This is a genomic window from Stackebrandtia nassauensis DSM 44728 (assembly GCF_000024545.1).
Taxonomy (GTDB): Bacteria; Actinomycetota; Actinomycetes; order Mycobacteriales; family Micromonosporaceae; genus Stackebrandtia; species Stackebrandtia nassauensis.
Genome location: NC_013947.1, coordinates 4,677,771 through 4,699,560, shown reverse-complemented (window position 1 = coordinate 4,699,560; position 21,790 = coordinate 4,677,771). Strand labels below are relative to the sequence as shown.

General features: G+C 69.4%; 19 protein-coding genes. 7 read left to right on the top strand and 12 right to left on the bottom strand.

The window, feature by feature from the left end; translation table 11 throughout:
* Positions 1 to 109: 109 nt before the first annotated feature.
* Positions 110 to 1,756 carry a bifunctional 3'-5' exonuclease/DNA polymerase gene (locus SNAS_RS21730; RefSeq protein WP_013019623.1) on the bottom strand — a complete coding sequence of 549 codons (1,647 nt, stop codon included), beginning with the start codon at positions 1,754 to 1,756 and terminating at the stop codon, positions 110 to 112.
* 164 nt (positions 1,757 to 1,920) lie between these two features.
* On the opposite strand from SNAS_RS21730, the gene SNAS_RS21725 reads away from it, so the two are divergent.
* On the top strand, positions 1,921 to 2,568 hold the full coding sequence (locus SNAS_RS21725) for a LysE family translocator (protein ID WP_013019622.1): 648 nt from the start codon (positions 1,921 to 1,923) through the stop codon (positions 2,566 to 2,568).
* Positions 2,569 to 2,592: 24 nt separating this feature from the next.
* Here the strand turns inward: SNAS_RS21725 and SNAS_RS21720 are convergent, their stop codons facing one another.
* Both SNAS_RS21720 and SNAS_RS21715 read right to left on the bottom strand, forming a co-directional pair.
* Positions 2,593 to 3,555 carry a pirin family protein gene (locus SNAS_RS21720; protein WP_013019621.1) on the bottom strand — a complete coding sequence of 321 codons (963 nt, stop codon included), beginning with the start codon at positions 3,553 to 3,555 and terminating at the stop codon, positions 2,593 to 2,595.
* Positions 3,556 to 3,686: 131 nt separating this feature from the next.
* Entirely contained in the window at positions 3,687 to 4,457 is a 771-nt protein-coding gene (locus tag SNAS_RS21715) for a sporulation protein (RefSeq protein ID WP_013019620.1), read from the bottom strand.
* Between the two features lie 216 nt (positions 4,458 to 4,673).
* Between SNAS_RS21715 and SNAS_RS21710 the strand changes: the two genes are divergently transcribed.
* Positions 4,674 to 5,297: a DUF2975 domain-containing protein gene (locus SNAS_RS21710; protein ID WP_013019619.1), complete on the top strand. Its 624-nt coding sequence runs from the start codon at positions 4,674 to 4,676 to the stop codon at positions 5,295 to 5,297.
* A complete protein-coding gene (locus SNAS_RS21705) occupies positions 5,297 to 5,527 on the top strand; it encodes a helix-turn-helix domain-containing protein (protein ID WP_013019618.1) in 231 nt (76 codons plus the stop codon). The genes SNAS_RS21710 and SNAS_RS21705 overlap by 1 nt, the downstream gene beginning before the upstream one ends.
* Here SNAS_RS21705 and SNAS_RS21700 read toward each other — a convergent pair.
* Both SNAS_RS21700 and SNAS_RS21695 read right to left on the bottom strand, forming a co-directional pair.
* On the bottom strand, positions 5,524 to 6,288 hold the full coding sequence (locus SNAS_RS21700) for a sporulation protein (protein WP_013019617.1): 765 nt from the start codon (positions 6,286 to 6,288) through the stop codon (positions 5,524 to 5,526). The genes SNAS_RS21705 and SNAS_RS21700 overlap by 4 nt on opposite strands.
* Before the next feature lie 136 nt (positions 6,289 to 6,424).
* Positions 6,425 to 7,189 carry a sporulation protein gene (locus SNAS_RS21695; protein WP_041625103.1) on the bottom strand — a complete coding sequence of 255 codons (765 nt, stop codon included), beginning with the start codon at positions 7,187 to 7,189 and terminating at the stop codon, positions 6,425 to 6,427.
* Between the two features lie 287 nt (positions 7,190 to 7,476).
* Here SNAS_RS21695 and SNAS_RS21690 point away from each other — a divergent pair, with 287 nt between their 5' ends.
* On the top strand, positions 7,477 to 8,349 hold the full coding sequence (locus tag SNAS_RS21690; RefSeq protein WP_013019615.1) for a DMT family protein: 873 nt from the start codon (positions 7,477 to 7,479) through the stop codon (positions 8,347 to 8,349).
* An 8-nt stretch (positions 8,350 to 8,357) separates the two neighbouring features.
* Here SNAS_RS21690 and SNAS_RS21685 read toward each other — a convergent pair whose 3' ends face one another.
* Complete coding sequence (locus SNAS_RS21685; protein WP_013019614.1) at positions 8,358 to 9,332, bottom strand: chitinase; 975 nt, start codon at positions 9,330 to 9,332, stop codon at positions 8,358 to 8,360.
* A 110-nt stretch (positions 9,333 to 9,442) separates the two neighbouring features.
* Entirely contained in the window at positions 9,443 to 9,649 is a 207-nt protein-coding gene (locus SNAS_RS37740) for an FmdB family zinc ribbon protein (protein ID WP_083787381.1), read from the bottom strand.
* Positions 9,650 to 9,797: 148 nt separating this feature from the next.
* On the opposite strand from SNAS_RS37740, the gene SNAS_RS33100 reads away from it, so the two are divergent.
* The 3 genes from SNAS_RS33100 (at position 9,798) to SNAS_RS21670 (ending at position 14,315) form a co-directional block, all read left to right on the top strand.
* Entirely contained in the window at positions 9,798 to 11,195 is a 1,398-nt protein-coding gene (locus SNAS_RS33100) for a serine/threonine-protein kinase (protein WP_013019613.1), read from the top strand.
* 38 nt (positions 11,196 to 11,233) lie between these two features.
* The gene (locus SNAS_RS21675; protein ID WP_013019612.1) at positions 11,234 to 12,187 is read left to right on the top strand and encodes a hypothetical protein; all 954 of its coding nucleotides are present in this window, start codon (positions 11,234 to 11,236) and stop codon (positions 12,185 to 12,187) included.
* Between the two features lie 76 nt (positions 12,188 to 12,263).
* On the top strand, positions 12,264 to 14,315 hold the full coding sequence (locus tag SNAS_RS21670) for an oxidoreductase (protein ID WP_013019611.1): 2,052 nt from the start codon (positions 12,264 to 12,266) through the stop codon (positions 14,313 to 14,315).
* Between the two features lie 217 nt (positions 14,316 to 14,532).
* Here the strand turns inward: SNAS_RS21670 and SNAS_RS33095 are convergent, their stop codons facing one another.
* The 5 genes from SNAS_RS33095 to SNAS_RS21640 all read right to left on the bottom strand — a co-directional run bounded on the left by SNAS_RS33095 (position 14,533) and on the right by SNAS_RS21640 (position 21,714).
* The gene (locus SNAS_RS33095) at positions 14,533 to 15,138 is read right to left on the bottom strand and encodes a hypothetical protein (protein ID WP_013019610.1); all 606 of its coding nucleotides are present in this window, start codon (positions 15,136 to 15,138) and stop codon (positions 14,533 to 14,535) included.
* 91 nt (positions 15,139 to 15,229) lie between these two features.
* Positions 15,230 to 16,990: a RelA/SpoT family protein gene (locus SNAS_RS21660; RefSeq protein WP_013019609.1), complete on the bottom strand. Its 1,761-nt coding sequence runs from the start codon at positions 16,988 to 16,990 to the stop codon at positions 15,230 to 15,232.
* Positions 16,991 to 17,187: 197 nt separating this feature from the next.
* Positions 17,188 to 18,924 (bottom strand): DEDD exonuclease domain-containing protein, encoded by a 1,737-nt coding sequence (locus SNAS_RS21655; RefSeq protein ID WP_013019608.1) that lies wholly within the window; start codon positions 18,922 to 18,924, stop codon positions 17,188 to 17,190.
* 10 nt (positions 18,925 to 18,934) lie between these two features.
* The gene (locus SNAS_RS21650) at positions 18,935 to 19,702 is read right to left on the bottom strand and encodes an alpha/beta hydrolase (RefSeq protein ID WP_013019607.1); all 768 of its coding nucleotides are present in this window, start codon (positions 19,700 to 19,702) and stop codon (positions 18,935 to 18,937) included.
* 539 nt (positions 19,703 to 20,241) lie between these two features.
* The gene (locus tag SNAS_RS21640; protein ID WP_013019606.1) at positions 20,242 to 21,714 is read right to left on the bottom strand and encodes a leucyl aminopeptidase; all 1,473 of its coding nucleotides are present in this window, start codon (positions 21,712 to 21,714) and stop codon (positions 20,242 to 20,244) included.
* Positions 21,715 to 21,790 lie beyond the last annotated feature (76 nt).

Genomic DNA, 21,790 nt, shown 5'->3' with positions numbered 1-21,790 from the left:
CGACAAGCTCTGCTACGACGGCAAACGCTATGACGTGGAGCGCTGCGCCCGGTTGTCGAACGACCCGCGCCCGCAGCCGTCGCGGCCGGTGACGGTGAAACTGGACTGGTTACTTGGCCTTGTCGTAGGAGTCGACGATCGCGGCGCTCAACGGCACCCGCATGCTGAGGCGGCCGAACAGCAGCCGGGTGGCCTGGTCGGCGCATTCCTGGATCAGCCCGGCGACGGTCTCGGCCCGTGACTGTTCGCAGTGGACGATGATCTCGTCGTGCTGGAAGAACACCAGATCTCCCAGCTCCCGCTCCCACAGTCGACTGCGCAGCAACGCCATCATGGACAGTGCCCATTCGGCGGCGGTGCCCTGCACGACGAAGTTGCGGGTGAAGCGGCCCCGGTCCCGGGCCGAGCGGGTGCCGCCGGGGCCGGTGAGCGCGTTCCACCAGCCGTCGCCGGGCGCCGGACTGGTGCGGCCCAGCCAGGTGCGCACCAGCCCGCCCTTCTCGCCGTCGCGGGCGGCCTGCTCGACGTAGGCGTAGGCGGTGGGGAACCGGCGCCGCATCACGGTCAGCAGCGCGGTGGCGTTGCCCGCGGTGCCGCCGTACATCGCCGACAGCAGCGCGATCTTGGCGTCGTCGCGGCTGCCGTCGAACGTGGGGGCCAGGGCGGCGTACATGTCGTCGGCCTCGGCGGCGGCGATCATGCCCGGGTCCTGGGACATGGCCGCCAGCATCCTCGGTTCCAGTTGGGCGGCGTCGGCGACGACGAGTTTGTGACCGGCGTCGGCGGTGGCGGCGGCCCGGATCACCTTGGGGATCTGCAACGCGGCGCCGCCGTCGGTGGCCCAGCGTCCGGTCACGACGCCGCCGACGACGTAGCGGGGCCGGAATCGTTTGGCGGGGGAGTCGGGGCCGCCGGGGCCGTCGCCGACCCATTCCGACAGCCAGTTCCAGCCGTGCGCGGAGTGGACGCGCGACAGTTCCTTGTAGCGCAGCAGCGGCGGCACCGCGGGATGGTCGATGGTCTTGAGTTCCCAGGCCCGGGTGGTCTCGATGGGGTGCCCGGCCTTGCGGAACGCGGCCAGGACCTGCTGCGGCGAGTCCGGGTTGAAGGGGTGGTCGAAGGCGGCGGCGATCTGGTCGGCGATGGCCTGGAGTTTCTTGGGGCGCATGCCTTTGACGGGCCGGGGCCCGACCAGGTCGGCCAGCACCGCGTCGTGGATGTCGACGCGCCACGGCAGCCCGACGTGGGTCATCTCGGCGGCGATCAGCGCACCGGCCGACTCGGCGGCCACCAGCAGCCGCACCGAGGACTCGTCGGCGGTCATGCGGGCGCGCTGGTCGGCGAACACCTCGGCCAGCACGTCGAGCTCGGCGCGGGCGTCGGGCCGGGCGCTGTCGTCGTCGAACAGGGTGGCCTGCCGGGGCGCCACCGCCGTCACTCGCTCGGGGATCGGCAGCTGGTGGATCCGGGCGTGGGCGGCGGCCAGGTGGTGCGGGTGGCCCGCCTGTCCCTGGCGGCTGATCAGGATCGCCTCGATCAGCGACACGTCGTGGCACTGCCCCAGCCGCACCCCGGCACGCAGCAGCGGCGGGTACAGCTCGGCGGTGTCGGCCAGCACCCAGCGCGGGGCCTGGGCGGCCTCGATCTCGGCGACGGACGCGGCCAGGTCGGCGACCTGGCGCGGCGCTTGCGCGGGCGCGCCGTCGTCGTCGAGGGGCAGCAGCCAGCCGCCGCTCCCGTCTGCCGTAACCGCCATGTACACATAGCGATCAAACCATTGACGTCCGACAATTTTCGCCGCTCGGGGCGTTGGACGAGCCGCCGACGGAGAGTTTGGTCACCGCCAGCCCGCAATTCCTGGCCCCGCACGGCAAGCCGTGCCTAGAGTTGCCACGCCCCCCGGCCCCAAAGGAGTTCACAGTGGTCAGTCTCGGTGCGATCGCCGGTGTCGCCGCCATCGCTCTCGGCATGGTGCTCACCCCGGGTCCGAACATGTTCTATCTGGTGTCGCGCACCCTCAACCAGAACCGTCGCGCCGGACTGGTCTCGCTGACGGGCATGGCCGCCGGTTTCGTGATCTACCTGCTGGCCACCATCGCCGGTCTGACCGCCGTTTTCGCGCTGGTGCCCGCCGCCTTCTTCGTCCTCAAGATCGCCGGTGCCGCGTATCTGCTGTACCTGGCCTGGCAGGCGTTCCGTCCCGGCGGGGCCTCGCCGTTCAGCCCGGAACCGTCACCGGCGCAGTCGTACACGCGACTGTTCACCATGGGCATGGTGACCAACCTGCTCAACCCAAAGATCGCGATCTTCTACGTCTCGCTGCTGCCGCAGTTCGTCGACCCGCACGCGGGGAACCTGGTCGGACAGTCGCTGGCCCTGGGCCTGACGCAGGTGGCCATCGCGTTGACCGTCAACGGTCTGATCGTGGTCTGCGCCTCCGGCCTGGCCGGTTTCCTCAAGCGCCGCCCGACCTGGATGCGCGCCCAGCGCGCGGTCATGGGCACGGTGCTGGCGGCCTTCGCGGTGCGGATGGCCTTCGACCCCACCCGGGCCAGCGCCACCCCTTAAGGGCGGCACCGGCCCGGACGCGGACTACGCCTCGCCGCCCAGGTGGGTGGCCGGGACCGATCCCATCCGGCCCGCCTGGAAGTCCTCGACGGCCTGGATGATCTCCGAGCGGGTGTTCATGACGAACGGCCCGTACCGGGCCACCGGCTCACGCAGCGGCGCCCCGCCCAGCAGCAGCACTTCGTACTGCCCGGTGCGGCCGTTCTGCTGTTTGCCCGCGGTGATGGTGACGACGTCGCCGGGACCGAAGGTCGCCAGTTTCGCGTCACCCAGCGGCCGGTTCTCCGCGCCCGCGAACCCGTCCCCCGACAGCACGTAGGCCATGGCCGAGAACTCGGGGCTCCACGGCACCGACAGCCGGGCGCCGGGCGACAGCGACACGTGCGCCAGCGTGATCGGCGTGTAGGTCACGCCGGGACCGGAGTGTTCGCCCAGGTCCCCGGCGATCAGCCGCACCAGGCCGCCGCCGTCCGCCGAGGACAGCAGCTTCAGCTTGCCGCCCTTGATGTCCTGGTATCGGGGCTTGGCCCACTTGGCGGCCTTCGGCAGGTTCACCCACAGCTGGATGCCGTTGAAGTAGCCGCCCTTCATGACCAGTTCCTCACTGGGCAGCTCGTCGTGCAGGATCCCGGAACCGGCGGTCATCCACTGGGTGTCGCCGTCGGAGATGACGCCACCGCCGCCGTTGGAGTCGTGGTGGACGAAGGTGCCGTCCATCAGGTACGTCACCGTCTCGAAGCCGCGGTGCGGGTGCCAGGGCGCGCCCTTGGCCTCCTGCGGTTCGTAGGCGGCCAGCATGTGGTCCAGCAGCAGGAACGGGTCGGTGTCGGCGCCGCTGGGCCCCGGGAACGGCCGCCGGACCGGGAAACCCGCGCCCTCGAGGGTGCGGATGGAATCGGTCACCCGCGACACCGGACGCTGCGCGGCGTCGGCGGCGGTGGTGACGCGTGGCAGAACGAGGATGTCGGAAACGGTGACGGCGGGCATGGCCCCTCCTTGACGGAAAATTTGCTGATGTGTCAGCAACCAACGAGCGGCATCCCCACACTATTCCGGACGGTGACGCACGCGATGCGCCCGCCGACGAGGGGTCGGCGGGCGCATCGGGAGGTTCGGGTCTAGAACAGGCCGCGGCGCCGCGCCAGCTGCATCAGCTGGTCACGGATCGGGCCGGTCAGGTCCGTGGTGTCGCCGTTGGGAACGCGCAGGACGGCGTAGCCGTCGCCACCGCCGGTGAGGAAGCCGCCGGGCCGGTCGACCTCGAGGATCACCTTGGTGTCGCGCTCGTTGGTGACGAAGGTCAGTTCCAGGGCCTTGAAGGCGCGGCGGAACTCGCCCGCCGCCCAGTACTCGATCTCCTGGTAGAACGGCATCCGCGAGTCGGCGATCCGGCCCGCCTCCAGGTCGGCCTTGTGGAAGGCGAAGCCCAGCTGCCCCACGGCGTCCAGGACCCGGCCGTGGATCGGCAGCGGCTCGACGACCAGCGGGTCGATGTCGCCCTTGTCGAGCGCGCCCTCGAGCTTGAGCTCGGTGGCCACGCCCAGGCGCATCCCGTGCAGGTGGTGCCCGCCGATGGACGACAGCGGGGTCTCCCACGGCACCGGGATCTGGAACGGGATCGCGTGCTGTGCCCCCTCCTGCAGCTTGAACGGGCCGGAGACCTCGGCGCGATGGAAGTCGTAGGTGGTCTTGTACTCGTTGTCGCCGCTTTCGACCTCGACGACCGCGTTGAACTCCAGAGTGATGCCCTGGACGTTGTAGTCGACGCCGCCACCGGTGAAGCGGACCTCGCCGCGCAGGTTCCCCCCGGGGTAGACGTGGGAGTCGGTCAGCACCGTGTCGACTGAGACTCCGGCACCGAACGCCGCCTTGAGCTTGCGAAACACCATGGAGTGTTGTTCCTTTCGTCTATGGATGTGCGGCCAGGGTAGTGGTGCCGCACAAGCGTGCCGCCCAGCACGTAACCAAAAAGCGTAGCCGAGACCACATGGTGCCAACTCGGCCCTCCGGTTTGGACAGAGGAATTGACGGTGCGGATACCCCGTGCTAGCTTATCGAGAAACGATGCATCGAAATTCGATGCATCGAGAATCGATAGGTATGTCATGCTCGCGAACAAACGCACCGACTGGCTCCGGGAATTCCAGACCGGCATGGCGGTGGCCACCGTCGTCATGGCGCTCGTGACCCTCGGCGTCCTGGCCGTCGGCGTCGTCGGCCTGACCGGCGGCACCAACGCGGGCACGGTCCAGGTCCGCGTCCCCGGCACGGTCGCCGACCAGCCGGTCATCACCGCGACCGAGGGACTGTCCGACCGCGCCGCCGTCGCCGCCGACGGCGGCATCGACGTGGTCATCACCGATCCCACCCTCGGCGAGTACGGACTCTCGCTGCTGACCTGGCTGCCCGGCTACTGTCTCATCATGGTCGTGACCGGCATGCTGTTCACCATGATCCGCCGAGCCCGGCGCACCGACCCGTTCACCGCCGCGACCGTCACGACCCTGCGCCGACTGGGGTCGGTGGCCCTGATCGGCGGCGTGGCGGTGCAACTGGCCGCCATGCTGGCCAACTACGCGCTCAGCGGCTCGGTGCTGGCCTCCGGAACCGCCGGCGCCTTCGACTACTTCCCGTGGGGCTGGGTGCTGGGCGGGCTGGCCGCCTACACCGTCGCCGACATCATGGCGCGCGGCCGACGGATGCGCGAAGACCTCGACGGAGTCATCTGATGGACGAGCCGAAACGGCCCGAGGTACGCGTCACCATCGACGCGCTGCTGGCCGAGCGCGGCATGACCGCCACCGAACTGGCCCGCCGCGTCGGCATCACCCTGGCCAACCTGTCCATCCTGAAGAACGGCCGCGCCAAGGCCATCCGGTTGTCCACACTGGCGGCAGTCTGCCGGGAGCTGGAATGCCAGCCCGGCGACATCCTGCACCTGGACACCGGCCCCGACTAGGCGTGCCGCTGCGCCAGCTGCTCCAACTGGGTGCGGATCACGTCGGTCAGGTCCGAGGTGTCGTCGTTCTTGACCGTGAAGCGCTGGTACTTGTCGTGACCGGCCGACAGCGGACTGCCCTGGTCGTTGGCCTGCAACAGGATGTCGGTCGAGGACTTACTGGTCACAAAGGTCAGTTCCACCTCGGTGAACGAGCCCTTGAACTCGCCACCGGGCCAGTACTCGATCTCCTGGTAGAACGGCATGTGGGAACCCGGCAGCGTCCCGGCCTCCAAGTCGGCGGTCTGGAACACCAGGCCCAGCGCGTCCATCGCGTTGAGCGCCGCGACGTGTACCGGCAACGGCTCCACCGTCAACGGGTCGAGGTCGCCCTTGTCGAAAGCCTTGTCCAGAGCCAGTTCGGTGGCGACACCCAAGGTCATGCCCGGCAACGGCCGCCCGGCGAACGCGCTCAACGGCGTCTCCCACGGCACCGGCACATCGAAGTCCACCGCATGGGACGTGCCCGCGGCCAGTTCGAAACCGCCGGACACCTGGGCACGGTGGAAGTGGTAGGTGGCCTTGCGTTCCTCGCCCTTGGCGTCCTCTTCGACGACCGCGGTGAACTCCAGCGTGATTCCCTCGACCTTGGCGTCCACTTCGCCGCCGTTGAACTTGACCTCGCCGGACAGCGACCCACCGGGGGTCACCTCAGTGCCATTGAGGACAGTGTCGACGCCGACCCCCTTGCCGAGGACGGCTTTGATGATGCGGAACACCACGGGGTGATTCCTTTCCTTCGATATACGGGTAGCACCCAGACTAATGGTGCCTGCCCAGCGGTGCCGCCTCGCGGGCGTCCCTGACGCGCGGAAGGGGACGGCGCCCACCCGCCGTCCCCTCCGTTTTGTGTCCGATTTAGAACAGTCCGCGACGTTCGCTCAACTGACGCAGTTCCTCGCGCAGCGCCGCGAGCAGGTCACCGGCCTCGAAGGTGGCGATGGTGAACTGCTGGTAGTCGTCGCCGCCCTCGGTGAGGAAACCGCCGCGCTTGTCGACCTCGATCAGCACCCGGGTGTCGTCGCGGCCGGTGACGAAGGTCAGCTCCAGGGCGCTGAAGGCACCGGCGAACTCGCCGCCGGGACGAAACTCGATCTCCTGGTAGAACGGCAGCGTCGAACCGTCCAGTGTGCCCTCCTCCAGGTCGGAGCGCTGGAACTCGAAGCCCAGCCGCTCCAGCGCCTCGATGACCGCGACGTGCCCGGGCAGCGGCTCCACACGCAGGTCGTCCAGGTCGCCCTTGTCGACCCCGCCCTCCAGTTGCAGCGCGGTGGCCACCCCCAGTTCCAGGCCCGGCAGCACCAGCCCTCCGACGGTGCTGATCGGCGTCTCCCACGGCACCTCGACGTCGAACTCGACGGCGTATTCGACCCCCGCCTCCAGCAGGAAGGGTTCGCACACGTCGGCACCGTGGAAGTCGTATTCGACCTGCTCGTCGCCCTCGTCCTCGGCCTCGACCACCGCGGTGAAGTCCAGGGCGATGCCCTCGACCTCACAGTCGCGCTCGCCGCCGTTGAACAGGACCTCGCCCCGCAGGACACCGCCGGGCGTGACATGGGAATCGGTCAGGACGGTGTCGACGGTTACGCCCGCGCCGACGCCGGAGGTGAGTTTACGGATCACGACTGTGTGATTCCTTTCGTTCGATGGGGACAGACCGCACGGGGTCATGCGCCCACCACGGTATGGACGCAGTATCAAGAAACGTTCAAAGCCGCCCGCGCACCTGACTAAAGTCGACCCCTCGATCCGTGCCACATCATCCGCATGTACGAGGGAAGCGGGCCTCACGGCGGTTATTGTCAGGGGGGTTCGACGACGGTTTCAAGGGCCCGGGCACGTGCGGGTGTGGAAAGGATCAAGCCAGTGTCTTCACGGCGCAGTCTCGCCTGCGGGGAAAGCGGCAGCACATGAGTGCCGCCTGGCTCGGCGTCCTCATCGCCTTCGTCGGTGCCTTCAGCTACGCCCTCGGGGCCGCGATACAGCAACTCGACGCCGTCAAACTGGGCGCCAACCGGGCACTGTTGAAGCAGCCGCGCTGGTGGATCGGCGGGGCCATCTCGTTCCTGGGTGCCTGCCTGCACGCCGTCGCGCTGATCATGGCCCCCCTGACGATCATCCAGCCGATCAGCATGACCACTTTGGTCTACGCGGTGCCGCTGGCGGCCAAACTGCACGGACGCAAACCCCGGCGCGCCGAACTTTTGGGCTCGGTGGCCGTTTCCATCGGCCTGGCCGGTCTGATGGCCATGATCCCGTTGAGCGACAACAAGACCCCGACCCTGGACAGCGGTCCCGCGATCGGCTTCCTCGTCGGGGTGCTGGCCTTCGTCGCCGTCACCCAGTTCATCGGCAGCCGCGCCACCGGACCGCACCGGGCGCTGTTCTACGCGCTGGGCGCGGGCGTGGCCACCGGAACCGTGTCGACCTTCGTACGGCTGGTCGGCGCCGGAGCCAGCGAGGACTTCGCGCAGCTGTTCCACTGGTTCAGCCTCGTGGTGCCGAGCATGCTCATCCTGGCCACGATCCTGCTGCAACGCGCCTACGCCATCGGCTACTTCGGCATCGCCTACGCCGTCGCGCAGGTCTCCGACCCGGTGGCCTCGGTACTGGCCGGGGCCGGGCTGCTGGGCGAACCGCTGCCCACCAACCCGTCGCTGTTCGTGCCCGCGCTGTTGTGCGGGGCGCTGCTGATCGCCGGGACCATCGTCCTGGGCCGCAACGCCCCCGACACCGGACACGTCAAGGAACCGGTGCCCGAACTGGTGCGCACCGGTCCCTAGGGCCCGTCCTAGCCGAAGCCCTTGAAGATGTTCGTGAACTCGTAGGTGGACTGGCTGATGCCGCTGCAGTCGGGCCGCACCCCGCCGCCGGAGCAGCGGCCGTTGTCACGGCCGATCGACCAGAAGCCGATGAACGCGATGCTGTTCGACCTCGCCCACGACAGCAGCGCCCGGGCGTGCGACTGGGTCGTGGTCATGCCGGTGTCGTTGCGGCCGATCATCGGCGTGATGCCCAGGTAGACGGCGTTGCCGCCGCCGGTCCAGATCTGGTTCATCTGCCCGATCACCGCCTGCGCCGCCGAGATCATGGCCTGACCCCAGTCACCCGAATAGCCGAAGTTCATCAGCATCGGGTTGACGATCGGACGCAGCCCCTTGGCCTTCGCGTCTTGGAGGATCTGCACCGAATACGGGTCCAGGCCGTAGTCCTGGCCTTGCACCCGCAGCGTGTAGCTGATCGTGGTGCCGCGTTCGTCGACCAGCCGCTTCAGCGCCTGGTTGACCATCGAGTGCGGGATCGACGCCTCGACGTCGACGTCCAGATGGTTGGAGCCGGTCGCGTTGAGCACCTTGACGTAGGCGTCGTACAACGCCGTGGCGCTGCCGCAGGAGTGCTCCAGGTACGGGCCCAGCGCGCCGCCGGAGGCGATGATGACGTCGCCGCCCATGCCGCGCAGCTGGTTGATCTGGTTGATGATGCTGGGTTCGTCGAGGTCGATGGTGCCGCCCCAGGCGGGCGCGCAACCGGCGTGCGAGCCCAGGACGAACGCGAGGGTGAAGTACTTCTGGCCGGTGGCGGCGGCGACCTCGGGCAAAGTCGGCGACGGCCGGGTGATGTCGATATAGGGCGCCGTCTTGATCGCGACGGCGCGGGTGTCGGGTTCGGGCGCTGGCTGGCGGGCTTGGGCGGGCGAAGCGGTCAGGGCGACGACGAGTCCCAGAATCAGGGCCGGGACCGCGAGCGCCAGGCGCTTGGGCGGCATGGGACGCTCCTTCGAGGGAACGGTATAGATTCTTACCTAATAACGTATTCGAATGCATCGAATTAAGCAAGATTGCGCATGCGCCGCAGGCGAAGTGGGTATTACGCGGATTAACCGCAGCAGCCCCCGCCGCAACAACCGCCGCCGCCGGAGGGCGCGGCCGGTGCGGCGCCACCGGAAAGAGCCACAGTGGACAACAATTTGACACTGTCCTCGTGTCCCGCCGGACAGGTGGCCGGTTCACCCGACCGGCTCATCGGCCGGGATTCCTCAAAGGTCGCCGCGCAGGTCCGGCAGCGGTATTCGTACCGTGGCATGGTGCCCAAGCCTATACCGGTCCGGCTGTCGCGGTGCGAACGTGACATGGCACTCTCTTTAGGGCCCCTCAGGCGCCGATCGCAACCCTGCCGCGTCTGAGTTCGTGCATTGTTAAGAACTTGAATCCACAACGCGGAGAAAACCAACGTGCGCATCGGTGATTTGCTGGGAGAACGCTACCGTCTCGACGAGTTCGTCGACGGCGGTGCCATGGGTGAGGTGTGGCGGGCCACCGACACCCGTCTCAACCGCACCGTGGCCGTCAAGGTGCTGCACGCCTCGCTGTCGGGTTCACGGGCGTTTCGCAGACGGTTCGAGTCCGAGGCCCGTTCGGCGGCGGCGTTGCGCGCCCCGGGCGTCGTCAACGTCTACGACTTCGGCGAGGACGACTCCGGCGACGGGAACTCGAAGTCCTTTCTGGTCATGGAGTTCGTCGACGGACGTCCACTGTCGGCCATCATCGCCGACAAGGGACGGATGTCGCCCGGCGACGTGATGGCGCTGACCGCGAAGGTCGCCACCGCCCTCGACGCCGCGCACCGCGCCGGGGTGATCCACCGCGACATCAAGCCCGGCAACATCCTGCTCACCGAGGACGGCACCGTCAAGGTCGTCGACTTCGGCATCGCCCGCGCACAGGGCGAGGCCGGACTGACCAGCACCGGCCAGGTGATGGGCACCGTCGCCTACGTGTCACCCGAGCAGCTGTACGACGAGGAGCTGACCGGCGCCTCCGACATCTACTCGCTGGGCGTGGTGGCCTACGAGTGCCTGTCGGGACGCAAGCCCTTCAACGCCGACGCGCCCGCCGCGGTGATCCGGGCCCAGCTGCACGAGACGCCGCCGCCGCTTCCGGCCAGCGTCCCCAATGTCGTGTCCGAAGTGGTCATGAAGTGCCTGGCCAAGGACGCCTCGGAGCGCTGGGAGTCCGGCGCCGCGCTGTCCAAGCACTGCCGCCAGCTGGCCGCGATGCTGCCGCAGGGCGACTCCACCGAGGAGATGTCGGCCGCCGACCTCGACGACGACGATGTCACCGTGCGGGTGGCCGCCCCGGGCCGCTCGGCGGTGTCGGGAACCCGCGCGCTGCCCAGCGCCTCCCGCGACGACGACTCCACCATCCTGATCGGACGCGGCAAGCCCGGTACCGCCGCGACCGGCGCGGACACCGGACGCAACCGCAAGAAACTGGCCGCGATCGTGGCCGTGGCGCTTTTGGGCCTGTTGGTGCTGACCGGCGCCGTGTGGGGCATGTGGGGCGGCGACGGTGACGACGGCCGGGGCAGTGCCGACAAGACCTCCAAGTCCGAGAGCACCGAGAAGTCCAAGTCGGAGGAGGAGTCGAGCGAGGATACGTGGGAGAACACCGGTGACTACACCGGCGAGCCGTCCTCGTCGGGATCGCCGAGCGATTCGGAGTCGCCGAGTTCGCAGTCGCCGAGCAAGACTCCGACCAAGTCTCCTTCGCAGTCACCATCGCAGTCGGACGACAACGACACCTCCTCGGGCGACGACAAAGACCGCATCCTGGAATTAAAAGGGTCTTAGGGTTCCGTTCGGCCGCAACAGGGGTAGGGTGCTGGCTCATGGACGACCGCCCCATCGATCCGTTCAACCCCTACGCGCGGCGGTATTCCCCGCCGCCCCCGACTTGGCCTGAGCAGCACCCGTCCACCCCGGCGCCCGACGACACCCAGGAGGTGCCGGTCGTCCCACCGGCCCACGAGGTGCCGCCCGCGCCGGTGAACCCGGCGGCGTCCGCGTCCATGGACGACACCCAGGAAGTGCCGGTGATCCCGCCGCAACCGGCGGCCCCGCCCCCGGAATGGCCGGTCACCGCGCAGCCGGAACCGACGGCGCTGGTTCCACCGGGACAGCCGAGTCCACCGGGCCAGCCGACCGCTCCGGTCAGCGCACCGGCCGCGCCGTTCGGGCCGGAACTGACCGTCCCGCCCGACCTGGTGACGCGCAAGAAACCCGGCCCCCGCAAGGCGCCGCTGATCGCGGTGGGCGCCAGCGTCCTGGGGCTGCTGGTGCTCGTGACCGTCGCGATCTTCGCGTTCCAGCCCGGCACCGCCGACGGGTCCCAGGACAAGGCCGAGGCCAGCAGCGACACTCCCGACAGCTCCGGCGACGCCTCCAGTTCCTCGCCCGAGGAGTCGAAGTCGCCGTCCAAGAACCCCAAACCCGAGACGGAAAAGTCCAGCGACGCCGAGCCCGGCGGCGAACCCGAGGACGACGGCGGCGAGGACAACGCCGAACCGGAGCTCAGCGTGCCGTCCCGGCCGACGAAGTTCGGCGCCTGGTTCGCCGGAAACGGCACCTACCAGGCGAAATGGGGCCCGCCCTCCAGCGACGGCAACGCCGACATCCTCAGCTACGTCATCGGCGACTGCAAGGGCAACAACCTGGCCTTCGTGGACTCCAACACCTACAAGGCGACGGTCCAGGCGGACTATCTGGAGTGCATGAGCGTCTACGCGGTCAACAACCAGGGCATGGGGCAGGACGCCCAGCACCAGATCACCAACAACCCCTGAGGCCCCGCGCCGAGCGGCACCGGCCCGCGACGGGTTATATTACTCGTGAGTAACTATCGCGAGCTGGAGGACGACCATGACAGCCGGTTACCCGCACCTGTTGGCCCCGCTGGAGCTGGGTGGCACCCGGCTGCGCAACCGGGTCGTCATGGGCTCGATGCACACCGGCCTGGAGGACAAGGCCAGGGACCTGCCGAAGCTGGCGGCCTACTTCGCCGAGCGCGCCAAGGGCGGCACCGGCCTGATGATCACCGGCGGTTTCGCGCCCAACAAGGTGGGACGGCTGGCGCCGTTCGGCTCCGACCTCACCTCCACCCGCGCCGCCGACGCCCACCGGGTCGTCACCGACGCCGTGCACGCCGAGGGCGGGGCGATCGCGTTGCAGATCCTGCACTCGGGTCGCTACGGCTACCACCCCTTCACCGTGTCGGCCTCCAACCGCAAGGCCCCCATCAACCCGTTCAAGCCCAAGCGGCTCAGCGCCGCCGGGGTGGAGAAGCAGATCGACGCGTTCGTCCGCTGCGCGAAACTGGCGCGCCGCGCCGGATACGACGGCGTCGAGATCATGGGCTCGGAGGGCTACTTCATCAACCAGTTCCTGGCCCGGCGCACCAACGACCGCGACGACGCCTGGGGCGGCGACCACAAGCGCCGGATGCGGCTGCCGGTCGAGATCGTCGGGCGGGTGCGCGAGGCCGTCGGCGACGACTTCCTGGTCATCTACCGCACCTCGATGCTGGAGCTGGTCGAGGACGGCCAGACCTTCGACGAGATCGTCGAACTGGCCCAGGCCGTCGAGGGCGCCGGGGCGTCGATCCTCAGCGCCGGGATCGGCTGGCACGAGGCCAAGATCCCCACGATCATCACATCGGTGCCGCGCGCCGCGTTCGCGTGGGCGGCCAAGCGACTGCGGCCCCACGTCGGCATCCCGATCGTGGCGTCCAACCGGATCAACACCCCCGAACTGGCCGAGCGGCTGCTGGCCGAGGGCGTGTGCGACCTGGTGTCGATGGCGCGGCCGCTGCTGGCCGACCCGCAGTTCGTGGCCAAGGCGCAGCGGGGCGCCGCTGCGGAGATCAACACCTGCATCGCCTGCAACCAGGCCTGTCTGGACCACGCCTTCGCCAACAAGCCGGTCAGCTGCCTGGTGAATCCGCGCGCGGCCCGCGAGACCCTGGACGCGTACACGCCCAAGCCGATCGCGACCCGCAAACGCGTCGCGGTGGTGGGCGCCGGACCCGCGGGGCTGGCCGCCGCCACGACCCTGGCCGACCGGGGCCACGGCGTGGAGCTGTTCGAGGCGGCCGACGTCATCGGCGGCCAGTTCAACCTCGCCAAACGCATCCCCGGCAAGCAGGACTTCGCCGACACCATCCGCTACTTCGAGCGGCAGCTGGAGCGGCTGGGGGTCACGGTCCACCTGTCGACGCCGGTGACGGCGGCCCGGCTGATCGAGGCGGGCTTCGACGAGGTGGTGCTGGCCACCGGCGTGAACCCGCGCGAGATCGCGCTGCCCGCGACCGGCGCTCCCACGGTGCTGTCCTATGTCGACGTGCTGGCGAACGGCCGCGCGGTCGGCGACCGGGTCGCGATCGTGGGTGCGGGCGGGATCGGCTTCGACGTGGCCCAGTTCCTCACCGAACCGGCCCCGGTCGAGGCCCCCGACGCCGACGCGAACCCGGAACTGGGGGCGGACTGGCTGGCCGAGTGGGGCGTCACCGAGGCGGCCGACGCTCCCGGCGGCCTCGCCGCCCCGGCGCCGCAGTCGTCGAAGCGCCAGGTGTACCTGTTGCAGCGCAAGCAGACCCGCGTGGGCGCCGGGCTGGGCAAGACCTCGGGCTGGGCGCATCGGCTGACACTGAAGCGGCGCGGCGTCGAGATGATCCCGTCGGTCACGTACAACAAAGTGGACGACGAGGGCCTGCATCTGACCGTGGGTGACGAGCCCCGCGTCCTCGACGTCGACACGGTGGTCATCTGCGCGGGCCAGGAACCCCGCCGCGACCTCCACGACGAGCTGGTCGCGTCCGGAATCCCGACCCACCTCATCGGCGGAGCCGACGTCGCGGCCGAGCTCGACGCCAAGCGCGCCATAGACCAGGCCACCCGACTCGCCGTGGGCCTGTAGGGGAGTAGCGGAGTGGTCCGGCCGCCGCCGCTGTCGGCGGCATCGGCCTTCGGCCTGGCCGCCAAGCTAACCGACTTCGGCTGGTGAGCGCGGCATTGGCCTTCGGCCTCGCCGCCAAGCTAACCGCCGGTGGCTTGACCGCACCGCAATTCGGCTTTGGCTTGCACGCGGCATCGGCCCTCGGCCTGGCCGCGGGGAGCTGGGCTTGGTCCTGGCTTCAGCCGCAGTGGGACCAGTCGCCGCTGTCGACGGCGACGCCGTCGATCGAGCCGCTCCACTTGACGCAGGTGCGGGCCGCCTCGCGTTTGACCGGTCCCGCGTAGTAGCCGAAGCTGCCCGACTCGTCGCCCGACTTGCCGCTCTTGAGCGACAGGCTGGCCGTCATCGGGGTCTTCTTGCCGATGTCGACCGCCTTGAGGGTGACGACGCAGTTGGCGCCGTTGCCCGCGTTGAACAGCAGGTTGACCGTGCCCAGGGTGGTCGAGCCGGACTTGACGGTCAGCTTGTCGATGGGTTTGAAGCCGCCGCCGCACACTTCCTTGGCTCCGTGGGGGTTCTTGCCGGGGGTGTACTTTTTGGACTCGGATTTGGAGGAGGCCGCGCCCGGCGACTTGGCCGAGGGGGAGGGGCTAGCGGACGCCGTGGTGGAGGTCGAGCCGGTGTCCGAGGCGGTGTCGGGTGTGGGTTCGGGGTCGCCGCTGACGACCAGCACGATGAGGCCCAGCACCAGCGCGAGGCCCACGACTCCGCCCAGCACCATGAGCGCGGGTTTCTCGCCGCCCCAGCGGTGCAGTCCTGTCCGCGGGGGTTTTTCCGGTCGCACCTGGGGCCTCGTTCGCTGTCGGGTTGGGGGTTTCCGCCCGACACCATACCGGCGTCGCCAGGCGTGGGGAAGTGGTGCGGGTGGGGCTGACTCAGTGCGAGGGCAGGGTTTCGGGTTCGGGTTCCCGGTCGACCGAGGCGATGAGTTTGTCGGCCAGCTCGCCCGCGTCGAGCTTCTTGTCGTAGACCGCGAGGTACAGGGCGTCCAGGTCCGGGTAGCCCAGGTCGAGGGCGAGTCGCAGCAGCGGTTCGGTGGAGGCCAGGCCGCGGTCGCGGCGGCGCAGCGCCGCGTTGACCGCCAGATGGCCCGCCTCGATGCGGTCGGTGAGGGTGCGCTGGCCGCCGACGGTGCGCGCCGACTCGGTGGCGTGCGGGCCACGGTAACCGGCGAACCACTGCGAGATCAGCAGTTGGGCCTGCGGGGTCTTGGCGCTCAGCAGCCATTCCTTGGACGGTCCGGGGTAGCCGCTGGCGGCGTCGGCGGTGATCGGTTCGACCAGGTCGCCTTCGGACAACTGGTCGGCCAGCGGCGCCAGGTGCCCGTTGATGTAGGCCCCGATGAGGCGGTCGCCGTCGGAGGCGCTGATGCAGTAGGCCAGGTCGACGGGGGTGGCGCCGATGGGCAGGATGTGCTGGCCGCCGTTGGTGGTGAACACCAGGATCTGCTCGTCGGCCAGGTCGCAGCGCAGCGACTCCAGGAACCGGGACGGGTCGATGGCGTCGGACTGCCAGTCCAGCAGCCGGTGCAGCCAGGTCAGTTCGGCGGACTTGTTCTTGCGGGACGATTCCCGGGCCAGGTGGGCCGCGATGCCCAGCTCGGCGGTCTGGTGCATCGCCATCGAGCGGATCAGCACGTCCATCGGCTCGTCCTCGGGACCGATCACCGAGGTGTGCAGCGACTGGTACAGGTTGAACTTCGGGGTGGCGATGAAGTCCTTGAACCGGCCCGGCAGCGGCCGCCACAGCCGGTGCACCTCGCCCAGCGCGGCGTAGCAGTCGGTGACGGGGCCGTCGATGACCAGCACGACCCGGGGCGGGTCCTGGGGTCCGCGCCGCGGGTTGATGGCCATCTCGCGGTACACCGAGTAGTGGTGCCGGGGACGGTCGATGATCTCGGCGTCGATCTTGGCGGCCTTGAACGACTCCCGCAACTGGACGACCGCGCGCCCGACCTGCCGGGCCCGGTCGGTGTTGCCGTTGAGGTAGTCGTCGATCTCCTTGTGGACGTCGGTGTCGACGGTCGACAGGACGATGTCCTCGAGTTCCCGTTTGATGACGTACAGGCCCAGCCGGTCGGCCAGCGGGATCAGCACGTCCCGGGTGGCCTCGGCGATGCGTTTCTGGGACGCGGGGGACTTGGCGCCGATCGTGCGCATGTTGTGCAGCCGGTCGGCGAGCTTGATGACCATGACCCGCACGTCGCGGCCCGCCGCCACGATCAGTTTGCGGAAGGTCTCGGCCTCGGCGGCCTCACCGAAGTACACCTTGTCCAGTTTCGTGACCCCGTCGACCAGCAGCGCCACCTCGCCGCCGAAGTCGTCGCGCAGCCGTTGCAGGGTATAGCTGGTGTCCTCGACGGTGTCGTGCAGCAGTGCCGCGGCGATGGTGGTGGTGTCGAGTCCGAGGTCGGCCAGGATCTGGGCCACCGCGATCGGGTGGGTGATGTAGGGCTCGCCGCTCTTGCGGTTCTGGCCCCGGTGCATCTGTTCGGCGATACGGTAGGCCTTACGCAGCAACGGAACCACCGGCGCCGGATGTTTGCCCTTGTGGGTCGTCTCCAGTTCGTCGACCCGGGCGCGCAATCCCCAGGGGTCATCGTCGGGGGTCGAACGGTTCAAGATGGACCGCAACAATTGACACCTCCGACATTCGTGGGGCTCGGGACTTCTGAGCCGGCGCTGAAACGAGAGTGAGTCCCGATCCTATTGTTGGCGATAAACCAATGGAGCGGGACACTCAATATTTCTTTTCTCTTGGCGGCTTCGTTCTACTTTCAGGTGAAGGTCACCCTCAAGGCTAGCCAAGTGTCGCCTATCCGACTGAATGTTAACTATGGTATTTGAAACTCTACTCGCCGTGCGGCGTCAGCGGCACTGAGCCGACGCAGGAGTGACTGATACTTCCCGGCCCCGGACGCGGGCAGCCACCAGCCGGATTCGCTGTGTACCAATCGGACCCCGTCGGATTCCAGCCAATCGGCTATCAGTTCGGTCTCGCCGAGCCTGGAGGCGGCCAGTACGGCCGCGTCGGGGACCACAGTAGAGGATTCGGCGCGCAGTGAGTCCACAAGGGGCATGGGATCGGTGCGGGGCGGACTGGTACCCGCCGCGGCCAACACCCCGTGGCGCACCACCGCCAGTTCCCAGCCACCACCGGCGGCGGGTTTGGCCGCCACCAGCTCCGCGATCCGCACCAGCGCGCTCACCCGCTGGGTGCGCTTGACGCCGCGCAGGAACGCCGCCAGCCGCGACCGCGCCTCGGCGGCCTCCTCGAAGCGGTGCGCGTCCGACAACTGCGCGATCCGCGCCAGCAGCGGATCCACGATCGCGGCCGGGTCGGCGGCGACGGCCTCGGCGAAACCCGCGGCGATCTTGCCGTACTCGTCCACGCCGATCGACAACTGACACGGGGCCGGGCAGCCCATCTCGGCCAGCGCGCACGCCGAGGAGACCTTGCGCGGCGACAACCGGGTGCGGCACTGCCGCAGCGGCAGCGCGTCGTGCACCGCGTCGCGGGCGTACTCGGCCGAACGCTGCGAGGTGAACGGCCCCAGCCAGGCCGAGCCCGCCTCGGGCGGCGTGCGGGCCACCGACAGCCGGGGATAGGCCTCGGCCGTCAACCGCAGCCACAGCACCCGCTCCGGATACTTGGAGCGCCGGTTGAACGGTGGCTTGGTGGCGCCGATGAGCCGCACCTCCCGCACCCCGGCCTCCAGCCGGTGCGCGCACTCGATGGCCTCGACCCGCTCGGCCAGCCGCAACATGTCGCGCATCTTGCCGCGGGTCTCCCCGGCGGAGAAGTAACCGCGCACCCGGGCGGCCAGGTCGACCGAGGTGCCCACATACAGTGGACGGTCCTCGGCGTCGCGGAACACGTACACGCCCGGCGCGTGCGGCAGCCCCTCGGCCAGATGCCGCTTCTTGCGGCGCTCGGCGGCCGGGATGACGCGCTGGAAATCGGCGAGGTCCTCGTCGGTGAGCACGTAGTGGGTGCCCAGCCGCTCCAGCAGCGCGTGCAGGACGTCCACAGTGGCGCGAGCGTCGTCCAGGGCCCGGTGGCTGGGCTTGACCCGGGCACCGAAGTACCGCGCCAGAGTGGACAGCCGCTTGTTGGGGACCTCGCTGCGGTCCACCAGCCGCCGCGCCAAGACCACGGTGTCCACCACCTGCGGCCTCGGCCACGGCAGCTCGGCCTGTGCGCAGGCGCTGCGCAGGAAACCCACGTCGAAGGGCGCGTTGTGCGCCACCCACACCGCGCCCCGCGCGAACTCCAAAAAGGATGGTAGTACTTCCTCGATGGCCGGGGCGTCGGCGACCATCGCGTCGGTGATGCCGGTCAGGGCGCTGATGCGCGCGTCGATGGCCTCGCCGGGGTTGACGAGGGTGGCGTACTCGCCCAGCACCTCGCCGCCGCGCACCTTCACCGCGCCGATCTCGGTGATCGAGCACGCGTCGGAGGCCACGCCGGTCGTCTCCAGATCGACGACCATGAAGGTCACTTCGGACAGCGGGGTGCCCAGATCCTCAAAAGACGGTTGGACGTAGCCGGACGTCCCTTGACTCGACACGCCGGGCAGTTTATGCCCGTGGTCGGACAGCCGGGGTTCGCGTACTGTTCGACAGCCAGTCACCCACGCGGTTGACCAGTTGGGGCCCGGTGCCCGAGGTCGCGTGGCCCATGCCGTGTTCGATCCACAGTTGCTTCGGCTCGGCGGCCGCGTCGAACAACGCGTAGGCGTGCCGCAGCGGGAAGAACCGGTCGGCGTCGCCGTGCACCACCAACAGCGGCACCGGGGCGATCTTGGGCGCGGCCTCCTCGGGCGTCAACGGCACCGTCTCCCAGCCACCCGAGGAGATCCGCGTCCGCAACGCGAACCGGCTGACCGTGCGACCCGAGGGCGTCTCGATCGCGCGGTGCAGCATCCGCATCGACCGGGTGCCCCGGTAGTACCAGTGCGCGGCGGCACTGACCGACACCACCGCGTCCACCCCGCCGTGCAGACCCGCGTGCCGCACCGCCACCGACGCGCCCATGGAGAACCCGACCACCGCGACCTTCCGGTAGCCGCGCGAACGCGCGAAGGCCACCGCCGCGGCGATGTCGAACACCTCCAGATCGCCGACGGTCGACACGCCCCGGGACCGGCCGTGGCCCCGGAAGTCGAAGCCCACGACCCCGCCGAAGCGCCGCAGCCGCCGCGACACCAGCCGGGTGCGTTCGTGCCGCCAGCTGCCGGAGAAGCCGTGCGCGACCACGATGGCCAGCTCCCGGTCGCCGGGAAGGTGCATCGCGTCCAGCCGCACCCCGTCGGCGGTGGTCAACGCCATCAGTTCCATCTCGGACATGGCCCCCACGGTAAGCGGCCGCAAGCTGCCGTTCGTCGCGGTATGGCACGCAATCACGATGCATCACTGTCCGAACCGGGGGATTCTCGCAACACCCGCAGACGTTTCGGCAGCTGACAGGAGTACCCGACGTGATCGTGATCGGTGGTGACGCGCGACGGTGGCGGCTGGGCCGCCGCCGGATCGCCTTTCGGCCCCGGCGGCTGTCGCTGGGCGGATTCCTGGAGGCCGTCGACGAACCGGCGGCGGTGATCTTCTGCGCGATCTTCTGGATCGTGTTCTACGTGCCGGTGGTGTACGTGTGCGCGTGGATCATCGCGCTGTGCTGGACCCCGGTCATCATGACGCTGCGACTGCTCGGCCTGGCCCGCGCGAAGGTGGTGGCGTACCCGCTCAACCTAAAACATCGCGACTTCCCCGGCACCTGGGCCGCCGTCCTGCCCGGCCGCGAGGTCGACGACATGATCAAGCGGACGGAGTGGGAGCTTCGCACCCACTCACGTCCGCTGACACTGCGACTGTTCCCCGCCAGCAAGGACTTAGTCCCGGCGGGCGTGCTCCTCGACCAACTCCACCAGCGTCCGCACCGGACGGCCGGTGCCGCCCGAGACGGTGTACCCGTAGGCGTCGCCGGAGTGGTCGCCCGGCCCGGCGATGTCGATGTGGGCCCAGGGCAGGTCCTCGGGCACGAACTTCGCCAGGAAGATCCCGCCCTGCAGCATGTGACCGGAACGCTCCATGTTGGCCGACACCTGCTTGATGTCGGCGATGGGCGACTCCATCGTCTTCTTGATCTCCTCGGGCAGCGGCATCGGCCAGCCCGGCTCGCCGACCTTCTCACCGGCGGCCCTGACCCGCTCGCACTCCTCGTCGGTGCCCATGATCCCGGCGGTGCGCTTGCCCAGCGCGATGACCTGACCGCCGGTCAGGGTCGCGGTGTCGTACAGGACGTCCGGCTCGTCTTCGGCGGCCCGCACCAGGGCGTCGGCCAGCACCATCCGGCCCTCGGCGTCGGTATTGAGGACCTCGACGGTCTTGCCGCCGTAGATGGTGACGACGTCGCCGGGACGGTAGGCGTCGCCGGAGGGCATGTTCTCGGCCAGCGCCAGGTAGGCGGTCACGTTGACGGCCGGTTTCAGGGCCGCCACGGCCAGCATGGTCCCGGCGACGGCGGCCGCACCGGCCATGTCGCCCTTCATGTCCCACATGCCGTTGGCGGGTTTGATCGAGATGCCGCCGGTGTCGAAGGTGATGCCCTTGCCGACCAGCGCCACGTGCTTACTGGCACCTTCCGGCCGCCAGGTCAGCCGCACCAGTCGCGGTTTGGCGGCCGAACCCATGCCCACCGCGAGGATGCCGCCGTAGCCGCCCTCGGTCAGGGCGTGTTCGTCCAGCACCTCGACGCCCAGCCCGGCCTCGGTGGCGCGGCGCTCGACGTCGGCGGCCAGGTCCGGCGGACGCAGCAGGTTGGCGGGGGTGTTGACCCAGTCACGGGCCGCGGTCACACCCGCGGCGATCGACCCGGCCCGCTCCAGTTGGGCGTCGGGCCCGGCGACGGTGATCGACGCGACCGGCTCCTTGCGGTCGGGATCGTCGCTTTTGTACCCGTCGAACTGGTAGGCGCCCAGGATCGCGCCGGTGGCCAGGAGTTCGGCGTCGGCGCGCAGCGCGAAGGCCAGCGACTCGCGGCCCACCGCGGCGCGTGCGGCGACACCGGCGGCGCGGCGCAGCGTCTCGTCGTCGACGCTGCCGTTCTCGTCCGGTTCACCCAGGCCGACGGCCACCAGCAATTTGGCCGCGACGCGTCCACCCGAGGGCAGCTTGGAGACGCTGCCCGCCGAACCCTTGGCCCCCAACAGTTCCAGGGTCTCGGTCAGGTCGCTCCAGGCGGTGGAGACGGTCTCGGCGCCCGGCGCCAGGAACGGTCCGTCATCCCCGGAGTGGACTCCGACGACCAGCACGTCGACGTCCAAGGTGGCCGGATCGACGGCCGAGGCGATAAGGCGGGTCACGCGAAACTCCTTTGTAGCGTGGTGAGGCACACTGCTCAAGCTGACCAGCCGATGGTACGCGGCCGTTTTGGGCGCG

Excerpts from the sequence above, each read along its gene's own strand:
- SNAS_RS21730 (WP_013019623.1), bottom strand. The coding sequence starts at position 1,756 with ATGGCGGTTACGGCAGACGGGAGCGGCGGCTGGCTGCTGCCCCTCGAC.
- SNAS_RS21720 (WP_013019621.1), bottom strand. The coding sequence starts at position 3,555 with ATGCCCGCCGTCACCGTTTCCGACATCCTCGTTCTGCCACGCGTCACC.
- SNAS_RS21715 (WP_013019620.1), bottom strand. The coding sequence starts at position 4,457 with ATGGTGTTTCGCAAGCTCAAGGCGGCGTTCGGTGCCGGAGTCTCAGTC.
- SNAS_RS21710 (WP_013019619.1), top strand. The coding sequence starts at position 4,674 with ATGCTCGCGAACAAACGCACCGACTGGCTCCGGGAATTCCAGACCGGC.
- SNAS_RS21705 (WP_013019618.1), top strand. The coding sequence starts at position 5,297 with ATGGACGAGCCGAAACGGCCCGAGGTACGCGTCACCATCGACGCGCTG.
- SNAS_RS21690 (WP_013019615.1), top strand. The coding sequence starts at position 7,477 with ATGAGTGCCGCCTGGCTCGGCGTCCTCATCGCCTTCGTCGGTGCCTTC.
- SNAS_RS21685 (WP_013019614.1), bottom strand. The coding sequence starts at position 9,332 with ATGCCGCCCAAGCGCCTGGCGCTCGCGGTCCCGGCCCTGATTCTGGGA.
- SNAS_RS37740 (WP_083787381.1), bottom strand. The coding sequence starts at position 9,649 with ATGCCACGGTACGAATACCGCTGCCGGACCTGCGCGGCGACCTTTGAG.
- SNAS_RS21675 (WP_013019612.1), top strand. The coding sequence starts at position 11,234 with ATGGACGACCGCCCCATCGATCCGTTCAACCCCTACGCGCGGCGGTAT.
- SNAS_RS21670 (WP_013019611.1), top strand. The coding sequence starts at position 12,264 with ATGACAGCCGGTTACCCGCACCTGTTGGCCCCGCTGGAGCTGGGTGGC.
- SNAS_RS21650 (WP_013019607.1), bottom strand. The coding sequence starts at position 19,702 with ATGTCCGAGATGGAACTGATGGCGTTGACCACCGCCGACGGGGTGCGG.